Raw genomic sequence first — 11,458 nt, 5'->3', positions numbered from 1 at the left:
GGGTGGTGGCATTGTACCATTTCTTTTTTTCTGATGCACTTGTCCAAATCTTATATACATCATATAGCCACCAATGGAGATCTAAGCAGTCATTCCATAGATTCGCTGCTTTCTGACGTAGAGTATCGACTAATCTTCTCTCCTCGCCGGTTAAACGGAGCGGAAATTTCCGAATAACAATATCGCCTTTCGACTCTTTTTTCTTCTTTTCTTTCATGTTCCTTTTGTGTGGTCCCATTTTCTTTCACTTCCAACAAGAACATTTGTTCTATATTTTTATTATACTAGTTTCTATTGGTAATTGGAAGTAAAAAAACATGGCTTATATCCCCATTTCTGAAGAAAGGGGTTTTACGCCATTTTTTTGATAATTAAAGCAAAAGGCGCCCAACTCGGCACCCAGAACAAGACCGATTGGCTTGTGATCTAGGTGCCGATGGCGCCTCCTCAAAAACTATTGATTTCCCTTTGTACTATGCTAATGCTGACGATGCCTTCCTTGTGGAACTGGACAATTCTCAAGGCCGATTGATATAAAATCTGATTCTATAAAAATGCTATAGGTACAGCTGCTGCAAGAATCAGAAAGCGGAGAGTAAAGCCTCCAATAAGTACCGACATTTCTGTTACAAGTGTCCCGACAATACTATGTGAACCAGCAGCGGCTACTTGGAGACCTTCATTTGTTTGGGACATCTTCCTGTCATTTATAAGTTCTAATGATTCAACTATGATTGGCAACAATAGACCCACCGCAACAAGAACAATCCAGAATATCATGCTATACTCACCATATACTAATGATGCAACAGATTCAGCCGCAGCTTCATTGGATGTTGAAGTAATTAGAAACATTGTGAAGATGAGAAACACTTCAACTGCCAGCAATGACAAGTGAATTTTTTTCACCGATGTAACTAGATGTACGACCTGTTTATTCACGATGCCTGAAACAAGCAATGTTCCTGCAATACCTGTAGATAAGGCAGAGACTACAAAGAGAATTGGAAGGATGGCCGTGTTCCATAGTGGAACTGTCCCTATCACTCCTATTAAAAATCCAGTGTACATAGCTGTTCCAATTGCAAATACAACTCCGATATACTCGATCCATTTATTCACATCTTTTTTTAGCAACTCCATCAAGGCAACATAAAAGCCTGCGAGCATAAAGAAGGAAATAAAGTATGTTCCGATTGTCATAACTGAACTAAAATTGGTGAATAAGTATATGAACCTAAGTGGGTTCTTAAGACCTGCTTCCGCATCGACAATTAATAAGAGCAGGCCTATCCCCATTAATACTGGACTAATGAATCTTCCTGTCATTCTAACAGTAACAGCTTTCGGGTATTTACGGGATATATAAGAAGAGGTTAAAAATGCACCCGCACTTAAACCCGCCAAAAATAAATAGGCTGCTATAGTCGTTCCCCAAACCATTCTCCTCACCTCACATAATATATTTTCGTTTTACCTAAATCTTGCCTTAATGGCTTCGCATTGTATTTAATAATTGCTTTTGATACTTCACTATTAGGATCATCCAGATCACCAAATATTCTTGCAGTACTAATACATGTACTGACACATGCTGGCTGTTTACCTTCTGCTACTAGATCAACACAGAAACGGCATTTTTCCACAACACCAGTCAAATGGTCTTGTGTTCTAGCTTGATATGGACAAGCAACCATACAGTATTTACAACCAATACATTTTTCTGGATCAACCAGGACAATCCCATCTTCGGTTGTGTAGGTCGCTTTTGTAGGGCATACACTTTCACAAGGAGCATCCTCACAGTGCTGACACTGCACCGCGAAGATTTCATTTTTTACATTTGGAAATACCCCTGTTTCTATTTCATGAAATTTAATGAAACTGACCTCCACTGGAAGTTCATTTTGCATTTGACAGCTAACACGGCAGGCATAGCAGCCGACGCATTTTCTAGTATCAATCATCATTCCATATCGTGCCATCAGCCCTTCACCTTCCTTACTTTAACGATTACTTCTTGAATATTTCCTGCACCGCTCCGTGCCTCGAAATCAAATGGCACATGTTCCATATAACCAAAACCAACTCCTACTGCTGTCTTCTGATATGGAGATGTAATGCCATAATGACTTGGTACAAAAATGGCTTCAGGATGGATCCTCTCTGTCACTTTTACTCTGACTTTACTAACTGCCTCGCTTGACTTTACCTCAACTAGATCTCCATCCTTGATTCCAAGGTCTTTTGCACGAACTGGATTCATCCAAATTCTTTCAAGATCATAATCCTTTGTTATTTGCATCAAAATTGGCGTATTCGCTGTTTGTGAATGGCTATGAATCGCCTGTTTTCCTGTGATCAAACGGAATGAATCCTCTTTCGGGCTGACCTTCGGTTCACCCCATTTTACAATTGGTGAGAAGCCTGCCTCCTTAAATTTTTCACTAGAGAACTCCACTTTTTTAGATGGTGTTTTTAGCTCAGGCATTTTCCCAAGCTCAACCGTCATATCTGGAAACATAATCGTTCCTTTTTGTCTCAATTGCTGATAGGTAATTCCAGTTGGAGCAAGCATTGCTTCATTCAATTCATCAAGGCTAAAGTTGAAATATTGACTAAATCCACAAGCTTTTGCAAGCTCTGAATAGATTTGGTGGATTGGTTTTGTTTCTGGATGGACTTTTTCAACCATCTGCTGTCTTAAGGCTATTCCTGGTGTCTTGCCAGATAAACTCTCAATCGCTTCATCACGTTCAATATAAGTCACATCAGGAAGGATATAATGTGAAAGTAATGCCGTTTCAGACATCTGAACATCGATTGTGACAATAAGATCCATCTTAGAAAAAGCCTTTTTCATGTATTTTGGATTTCCATAACCAAGCGCTGGATTGGCATGGTGAAAAATAGCAGCTTTCATCTTGCCTTCCATAGCATTTTTGGCCACAATCGTTGCTACACCTTGTTCTTCATAGGCAAGTGGGAACTCCTCTTGTCCCGCCTTTTTGAGTTCAGGTTTTTTAGGGCTAGGATATTTAGCAGGATCAAGCGCACCTAAATGCGATTTTGCTCCAATAATACTGCCTCCCTGTTGTTGTATGTTTCCAAGCATCGCATTAAATAAGGCAACCGCACGGCCAGTTTCAGTGCTATTTTCATAGTTACAGCCAAAGGCGCCCCGCCAAGACTGTTCAATTAATGCTTTTGGCTTTGCTTTCCCCATATCAGTGGCTATTCTAGTAATCGTATCAGCGCTAATGCCAGTTAATTTTTCAGCCCATTCTGGGGTATAATTTTCAAGTTCCTTTGCGTATTCTTCAAAACCAATGGAATAATTTTTGATAAATTCAGTATCGTAAAGATTTTGTTTGATTAATACATGTGACATAGCCAGAACAAGCGCAAGGTCAGTACCAGGGCGTATTGCCAGCCATTCATTTGCAAAGTTCCCGGTGTTGTTTAGTCTTGGGTCTACAATGACAATTTTTGCCCCTTTTTCTTTTGCATCAGCAAGTGACTGTACTGAGCTTGGCCGGATTGCGTCTCCGTAGCTTCTTCCAATAAACATTATATATTTTGAAGAGCCGATATCTGCGCTTGTTGCCGTAACACCTAAAGTGTGAAAGAAGCCAGCATCACGTGAATTGGAACAAACTACATGGTGGGTATAGTAGTTGGGTGAGCCAAGAGCTTGAATAAATCTTGGTGAGTAAAACTTTCCTGTGGCCCTTGGATCTTCTGTTAATGATACAACTCCAGGTCCATTTTCCTTAATGATTGTATTTAGTTTATCTGCAATTTCCTTATATGCCTGATCCCAGGAAATTGGTTCGAATTTTCCTTCACCGACTCTCTTAAGTGGTTGTGTCAAACGCTCCTTTGAATAAACAAGAGTTGCATAACCATGGCCTCTAGCACATAATTTTCCTTTTGAAGAAGGATGGTCGGGGTGTCCTGTTAATTTCCAGAGACGGCCATTTTTTATGTGACCAATGATCCCGCATTTACTTGAACAGCCATTGCAAGTACTTGCTATTTCTTTAATTTCTGTTTTTCCGCTTGCTTTCACATACTTACTAGACCAATTTTGAAAGCTTGCTGTTCCGGCTGATACTAATACAGTTGTTGCAGCAGATGCCTTAATAAAGCCCCGCCTTGATATTTTTGAATCAAGCATATTCGCATATCCTCCTTTATGTTTTAATAAATCTGTTTAGAAAAAGCTCAAGCTTTAATTCTTGACCGGATTCCTAATCGTAAAAATATTGTGTTCAATATCTGTATATAGAAGTAAGCTTATTTAGCATTTGCTGAAGAAATCGAGTTACCTGAAGGTAAAATTGATTTCCCTCCAATTCCTCAAGTCTAAGAGCAAATTCGTCCAGCCAGTCAAAATGATCAGCCAGGAACTGTTTAATCAATTCTGCTTTCGCATTTAAAAGAAAAAATGCTAATAATTCGAGCAGTATCGCAAGATGATCGGGCATATTCCTATAATTTTCAGGAATTTCGATTTCAAATTCTTCTAAGATAAAACGAATATGGAGGGCAGAATCTCCAAGAAGGTATCCTTTACTCCTTGCAAATGGCAGGTTGCACGTACGATCTGTGGTCCATTCCTTATAAATCGACTCTACAGGTAGTGCAGGTCCACCAAGGCTCTCCGCGTATATTTGTTGCATTTGTTTTAATCCCGTAGGGAGATCTGTAATTTCTACTAAACTGTTCGATTCATACCATTCAGATGCATACCCCCTAAGCTCATCTAAAAGTTGATGGCAAGAGAAATCTTCCCAGATGTCGGATTCCGGAAACTTGTAGAGGTCAGCAAGTATAGAAAAAATCCTAGAAGCTGACTGCTTTTGATCTAGTATTGTGCCCAAAATTCCACTCCTTTTTGAATCAGTGATTCTATTTTTACTATAGGAAATATAACTTTGTGAGACAATATACAATCTGTGGATTTTGTTTCAATTCTTATGAGGGATTTCACCTATTATTTTTTTCGAGAAAATCATTCACTCAGTGACAAATTCACTAAAAATCTCAATAATACAGCACGATTGCTAACCTCTTACTCATTTTCCTCCACTGTAAAATATGGACAATTTGTTACACTTATTTGGACATGCTCGTAACTTCAGAGAATTAATAGGACTTTAGGGTTAAAATTAAATAATACGTGGAAGTACCTAACTTGAGCCTATGTCCGTAATCGGTGGCGTTGGTTATTTATCTTTATTTAAAGAAATGTTAGAGGGTGACGAGATGTCATTATTGACACACTGGCTAGAAAGTCTTAGCTATGAACTAAGTGCTACGGAAAAATGCCTTCGAAAAATTAGTCCATTCAGTACATGTACTATTTGCCAAGATAGCTGTGAGGTACAGGCTATAACATATAAAAATGGAAGTCCGATAGTCGACCACAACGTTTGTAACGGGTGTGGTCGCTGTATTACCACTTGCCCTGTTCAGTCACTACAGGGGCAATCACCGATAAGGAATACCCTAAATGGTGTATTAATTCTAGATGGTGGACCGCTTCCGACAGAAACAGAGCTACTCCACTTATATAAATGTGGAATTCGAAAGATTTCTGTTACCATGCCTGACACTAAAATGACAGGGATCATTGACGAAACAAACGCTCTCTTAATGAGAATGAACATGGACCCATTCGTATCAGTTCCAGCACCAGATCCTGCTGTTCGTGATACTATAACACTTACAAGACGAGGTTTGTTTAGTAAGCTTACATTTGAAAGCAAAAAGCTTGCACTAACTACCATTGCACCAGCTAAATGGCACTTTAATCAGGATAAATTCAGACGGTCAAACTTGTTTGAAGGCTGGTCTTTTTTTACGATTGTTCTAAATACTGAGTCTTGTACACTTTGTGAAACCTGTTTTCGGTTATGTCCTGGGCAAGTATTTTCAATCAAAGGAAATAACCTTAACATCGATAGTGAGAAATGCTTAGACTGTTTACTCTGTTTTGATGTGTGTCGAAATGATGCGATAAAGGTGGAGTCGAATGTCCAAACATCTAAGATTGAAACCTTCTCTATTGTTCATTGCAAATGTGAAACCTGCGGCGGTGATTTTCTTAGTTGGACGGACGTGGAAATATGTAAAAGTTGTCAAAGCAGTAAAAAAAACAATATCTTGAATTTTTTATAAAAATTATCAATAGCAATACGTTAGATATCTCAGGTTTAGGAATGTTTAAACCAATACATTTGAGTGAGGAAGCAAGAAATTATTTCTTTAAACTTAGATAACTTGATAAAAAAAGCTTCCACATACTGATTTTAGTACATGGAAGCTTTTTTCTTAATGATCATGGAAGGTTCACTTTATCTGTGGAAAAACAATTCATTTAATATCTTCAATAATGTTCTTTTCATAATTTTGTAGAGTCCGTAATATCTTTCTTCTTTAGTTTGAGTGACAAATATACCTAGTGCAAATTATAATGAATTTTTGAAAGCGTATTAATTTCCATAGAAAAGTAAGTTACAATAGAACAAAGATAATATTCTACTATAAAAAGAGAAGAAACGGAATTTATAGTCTTGAATTTGAAAAACTATAGGGGTATAAGAAAATGAACAATAAACTTCATGAGCTCACTAAACCGAAAAAACCGCTATTCGTCATTGTGTATGACCAATTGTATAAATTAATCATGGATGGAACATTTCCTACCGACAGCCAGCTTCCAACAGAACCCGAATTGGCCAAAATATTTGGTGTGAGCAGAATGACATTGAGACATGCTTTGGCACTTTTACAGGAAGATGGATTGGTTAAGAATATCCATGGAAAAGGAAATTTCATTACAAAATTTCATCATAATGAAAGTATCGATGGCTTAGAGAAGTTGGGAAATCCCTTATATAAATGCTGTACGAAAAAAATAGATGATATCGAACTTAATTTCCGAATTGACCTAGTAACGGACTATGCAATGCAAGTATTAAATCGACAAATGGCTGCAGTTGTTGCGTTGGAACGCTGGTATAAAAATCACGATAAGATAGTAGCTTATGCTTTTACCATGATGCCAATAGAAGCCGTTTCCAAATTAAATCTTGACTTACATAACGAGAAGCAAGTATTGGAAATGTTGGAGGAGAAAGTATATGAACTGGCTAATTCCTCTACCATTGAAATTAAACGTTCTAATTCTGTCAATACTCCGTCATTAAAATACCAAATTTTCTGTAGAGAGGAATGTGATTTGTTTTTAGAAAGTGTATATATCAGCGATAAATACCCTGTGGTTTATAATAAATACTATATACCAACAGAATTTAGTCAAATCAAAATCAAAACATGTAAATAATGGAATAGGGAAGCGCATTATTTCTCGAAAATTTCCATCAACTTAGGCTTATTGCCCGTTAATACGGGATAAACCTCTAATTTTATTTGGGAAGCGGTGTATTTCATACGAAATACACCGCTTTTTTGTTACAAAATAGACAAATTTTCAAAAAAAAATAGGTTGTGAGCAAAGAAAAGGTATGATATTCTTTTCATTGTTCTGGTGCATACAAGTATTTAGACAACTATACAATATTGTATATTTCAAAGGGTTATCACGCATTATCATGATAGCACAAATAAAAAAGTAGGATATTTTTGGTTATTCATGCAAACGCTTCCTTGTAAACATTATAAGAAGGAAAAAAACAAAAATGGGTCCAACTGAGCACAAGGAAACCCCGCATATTAAACCAAATGGTGTAGAGATTAATGAAACCATCCTTTTACCAAAGGATCAATGGGTAGTTGTGGCTAGACATCATGATTCAGGAAGACGATTTCCTGACTAACAAAAGGAGAGGAATATAGCTATGTCTACAATAATTGCAGATGCAAGCTTGAAGAAAACTCAGGTATATAGTGTTAAGAAAGCAGTACCTGTTACCTTACTATTATTTCTATTATGTTTGGTAATTGACAATTCGTTTAAGATTATTTCTGTTGATATGGCAAAGGATTTTCACATTTCAGCGACAACAGTTAGCTGGCAAGCAACTCTAGCTGGCCTTGTAATTGGAATTGGGGCAGTAGTTTACGCAACTTTAGCGGATTCCATTAGTATCAGAAAACTTTTTAGCTTTGGTATTATTTTAATATGTGTCGGTTCAATCATGGGATATATTTTTCAACACTCGTTTTTATTAGTTGTTATCTCACGAATTATCCAAACTGCGGGTTTAGCATCAGCTGAAACATTATATGTTATATTTGTAACAAAACATTTACCTGCAAATGAACAAAAGAAATTTTTAGGATTAAGTACAAGCAGTTTTGCTCTTTCCCAGCTTATAGGTGCATTAACTGGAGGTTATGTTTCTACGTACTTCCATTGGACAACTCTATTTTTACTTTCTTTAGTAACACTTTTCACCCTTCCTTTTATTTTAAAATATCTTCCTAAGGAAGAGGGGAAAAACAGTAATGTAGATGTATTAGGATTATTTCTAGTCGGTGCCATTTCAGCATCTCTACTACTATATATTAGCGATTTCAATTGGATGTACCTTCTCTTGTTTATTGTTGCAATTGCCTTGTTCCTTGCTTATATCAGCAAGAACTCAAAAGCTTTTATCGGAATATCATTCTTTCAAAATAAGCAGTTTATCTCATTGCTTGGAGTTGCTTTTATAATTTACTCTGTACAGTTAGCATATATTTTCTTATTTCCATTCTTGCTTGAAAAGATTTACGGTTTACAGCTAGATACCATTTCACTACTATTGATTCCAGGCTATATAGCAGCTACTATAGTCGGGGCTCTTTCTGGAAAAGTTGCAAAGGTTATGGGAAGCAAGCAATGTATTACAATCGCTATGTCTAGCATTATAATCAGCTTACTATTAGGCGGATTCTTTATACAAACTTCTGTTGTTGTATTCGTGATATCTATGATTCTATTCTCTAGTTCATTTGCATTCATGTATGCACCATTACTTGATTCTTGCATTTCTACGATTGAAAAAGAAAAAACAGGAACAGCAATCGGATTTTATAATTTAACACTTAATGTCGCTATGTCAATCGGAATTGCCTATACGGCAGCAATGATGGACCATTCCGCAATGCGAGAAAATTTTCTAGGGATTATAAGCAATTCGGATGCTTCCATGTATAGTAATATCCTATTCATTCTCGTACTAATTACCCTTTTCAGTTTATCTCTGTACTGGGGATTAGTAGGAAGAAAAGCAACAAAATAGATTACTGTCTTCCAGTGGGACAAGCTGTCCATTAATTAACTATTCATATGGAATTCCTTTATAAAAAACCATAAAACGATTATTTCATGTTAGAACCCTAATACCAAAAGTTTAGGGTTCTTTTCTGTGGAAAAGGGGCGGAGCGTCGCAAAAATGAATCACTTTAACCAGTTAATGTGAAATACCCATTTCACTAGACGAAAGATGTGAAGTCTAGCTCTGCTCTCACCGCCTTTATTAGGTGACTACGGCTTGTTCTCTAAATTTATTTCCATGGTTGGGTTGGGAGTTGAGGCTCATGATAGTTTTTTTAGATAAACCAGGTGAACTACAAAGAGTATTAAATTCTATAACGACTCTTGATGTAAACAATGTAATCAATCATTCTTCTAATAATAGTTTTGTAAGTAACTTGTCAAATTTGTTTGAACTCAACATTTCGTGTGTAATGAATTCACCATTATAAAACAAACCAAAAGTTGTCCATATTAACGGTGAGTTTTGTGCTTCTTCTTTTGTTGTTATCTTATAAGCATGAAAGGGGACACTTTTATTTTCTGCTACTTTTCTTAGCTCTTCCAATATACCAACAGCAAAGGGACACTGAGCTGTGTAATAAATGGATATCCCTTCATCTATGGAAGAAGTCTTTAGCTGTTTTTTAAATGAAGGTACAACAGCTTGTTCATGCCACTTCAATACAACTAATTGAAAATATGGTTCTGCTTGGTCTACTAACTCAAACCCCATATGTTCAAAGAAACGTTTATCACTTAAAAACGGGTAATTTTTCTTTCCTACTATATGTACAATCCCGTCCATACCACGATTGATTGCATCTTCTTTGCAATAATCTAACAATTGCTTGGCATATCCATTATTTTTATATTTACCAGAAACCCATAAACAATTGATATACATATAATTTGGTGCTTGAATAGGAACCCACGCCATCTCAGCAGGTAAATATTCAATAAAAACTTTTGCACGTTCATCTAAACGATAGAAAACTAATCCTTCATCCATTCGCTCTGTCAGCCATTTCTTCTTTTCGTTTACTGCATTCTCATATTGCTTTGCACCTAATGCACAGCATATGTGTTCAGTTTCAATAGTATTTTTTGTCATTTGAATATATCCCATTTCTCCCACCACCAACCATCACCATTTTTCACCCTTCTTCAAACCAATGATTAATAAAGTAAGTCCTCCACGGTATCAACTTTCAATGCGAACAGTGCATGTCACTGTTCGCATTGAAAAAAAACTTACAAACCGCTTAAGTATCGGTATTTATAATATTTCCTTTGCATTAAAAGGTAACTTTCTTACATGTTTAAGATATTCCGTCATGTTTGTATCGTCATCAACTGGATAGGTAAACTGAAAATATACAGCTACATCTTTAGCCAAAGTCCGAAACAATTCACAGGTGATAAAGATTGAATCCCATACATTGTCATAGTTACCGTCAGAATAGGTTTCTTCGTACAACGCCCAATAAGATTCTGGAAGAAACTTTTTAAAATACTTTCCCATTTTTCCCGTTGAAACTTGGAAATCATGTTTTGTTCCAATCCACCATGAAACCATCTCATCCAACGAAGTCCTTGTGGTATTTTCAAACATTAATTTGGCATATGGCAATTCATCTCGCCAAATTCCTTTGGCAACGTTTTGCAAACACCACCAAAATTCACTGCAGCAACTAATAAACAGTAGTTCTGTTGGCTTTTCTACGTGGTAGTCACTATCTGTGGGAGCAGGAATGAGGGGCAGACAGTTGTCCTTATCTAATAACGGAATAGTAAGTTTGTCACTGACATAACCTTCCATCATCGCTTCTTTGGTTTCAATATGAAGGTCAATTCGATTTCCATCTGAAAAGAGCATGAGATATCCGTAAGACCGATCAAAATTCATCTCCATCCCAAGGAGTTTGTCATTTTTATCAGGCTCTTGGATCATTATCAAATCGCCAAAAACATCAATCCACTTCTCATCTTTAATAAAAGAGGCGGTTTCTGTCACGACATAAACAATATCGTAATCCTGAAAAATATCTTTTGGAGCATGGGGATTCGTTCTTGAACCGTTCATATAGACGGCCCGAATCCGTTCATCTTTTCGGGCTACTCCTATTATTAAATCAAACATTTCTTTTTCACTTCTCATTGCTATTCACCTCACAAAAAGTAAAT

11 protein-coding genes are annotated in these 11,458 nt (G+C 36.7%); 4 read left to right on the top strand and 7 right to left on the bottom strand.

Features of this window, described 5'->3' with window-relative positions:
* The 5 genes from M5A78_RS19680 to M5A78_RS19660 all read right to left on the bottom strand — a co-directional run.
* Nucleotides 1–238: hypothetical protein (locus tag M5A78_RS19680; RefSeq protein WP_248736977.1), on the bottom strand; the 238-nt coding region annotated here is incomplete at its 3' end.
* Between the two features lie 308 nt (nt 239–546).
* On the bottom strand, nt 547–1,443 hold the full coding sequence (nrfD, locus tag M5A78_RS19675; protein WP_248736976.1) for an NrfD/PsrC family molybdoenzyme membrane anchor subunit: 897 nt from the start codon (nt 1,441–1,443) through the stop codon (nt 547–549).
* A 5-nt stretch (nt 1,444–1,448) separates the two neighbouring features.
* Complete coding sequence (locus tag M5A78_RS19670) at nt 1,449–1,985, bottom strand: 4Fe-4S dicluster domain-containing protein (protein WP_248736975.1); 537 nt, start codon at nt 1,983–1,985, stop codon at nt 1,449–1,451.
* Nucleotides 1,985–4,180, bottom strand: coding sequence for a molybdopterin-containing oxidoreductase family protein (locus M5A78_RS19665; RefSeq protein ID WP_248736974.1), 2,196 nt, complete (start codon nt 4,178–4,180; stop codon nt 1,985–1,987). The genes M5A78_RS19670 and M5A78_RS19665 overlap by 1 nt, the downstream gene beginning before the upstream one ends.
* Nucleotides 4,181–4,274: 94 nt before the next feature.
* Nucleotides 4,275–4,886, bottom strand: coding sequence for a molecular chaperone TorD family protein (locus M5A78_RS19660; protein WP_248736973.1), 612 nt, complete (start codon nt 4,884–4,886; stop codon nt 4,275–4,277).
* Nucleotides 4,887–5,271: 385 nt separating this feature from the next.
* Between M5A78_RS19660 and M5A78_RS19655 the strand changes: the two genes are divergently transcribed.
* The 4 genes from M5A78_RS19655 (at nt 5,272) to M5A78_RS19640 (ending at nt 9,257) form a co-directional block, all read left to right on the top strand.
* Nucleotides 5,272–6,186 carry a 4Fe-4S binding protein gene (locus M5A78_RS19655; RefSeq protein ID WP_248736972.1) on the top strand — a complete coding sequence of 305 codons (915 nt, stop codon included), beginning with the start codon at nt 5,272–5,274 and terminating at the stop codon, nt 6,184–6,186.
* 427 nt (nt 6,187–6,613) lie between these two features.
* Nucleotides 6,614–7,354 carry a GntR family transcriptional regulator gene (locus M5A78_RS19650; RefSeq protein WP_248736971.1) on the top strand — a complete coding sequence of 247 codons (741 nt, stop codon included), beginning with the start codon at nt 6,614–6,616 and terminating at the stop codon, nt 7,352–7,354.
* A gap of 355 nt (nt 7,355–7,709) precedes the next feature.
* Entirely contained in the window at nt 7,710–7,847 is a 138-nt protein-coding gene (locus M5A78_RS19645; RefSeq protein ID WP_248736970.1) for a hypothetical protein, read from the top strand.
* 21 nt (nt 7,848–7,868) lie between these two features.
* On the top strand, nt 7,869–9,257 hold the full coding sequence (locus tag M5A78_RS19640; RefSeq protein WP_248736969.1) for an MFS transporter: 1,389 nt from the start codon (nt 7,869–7,871) through the stop codon (nt 9,255–9,257).
* A gap of 381 nt (nt 9,258–9,638) precedes the next feature.
* Here M5A78_RS19640 and M5A78_RS19635 read toward each other — a convergent pair whose 3' ends face one another.
* Nucleotides 9,639–10,400: a GNAT family N-acetyltransferase gene (locus M5A78_RS19635; protein WP_248736968.1), complete on the bottom strand. Its 762-nt coding sequence runs from the start codon at nt 10,398–10,400 to the stop codon at nt 9,639–9,641.
* A gap of 150 nt (nt 10,401–10,550) precedes the next feature.
* Nucleotides 10,551–11,432 (bottom strand): aminoglycoside 6-adenylyltransferase, encoded by an 882-nt coding sequence (locus M5A78_RS19630; protein WP_248736967.1) that lies wholly within the window; start codon nt 11,430–11,432, stop codon nt 10,551–10,553.
* Nucleotides 11,433–11,458: the final 26 nt, after the last annotated feature.

Source organism: Neobacillus rhizosphaerae (assembly GCF_937468385.1).
Taxonomy (GTDB): domain Bacteria; phylum Bacillota; class Bacilli; order Bacillales; family Cytobacillaceae; genus Neobacillus; species Neobacillus rhizosphaerae.
Note: the sequence above shows the minus strand (reverse complement) of the source record. Positions and strands in the feature narration are given on the sequence as shown.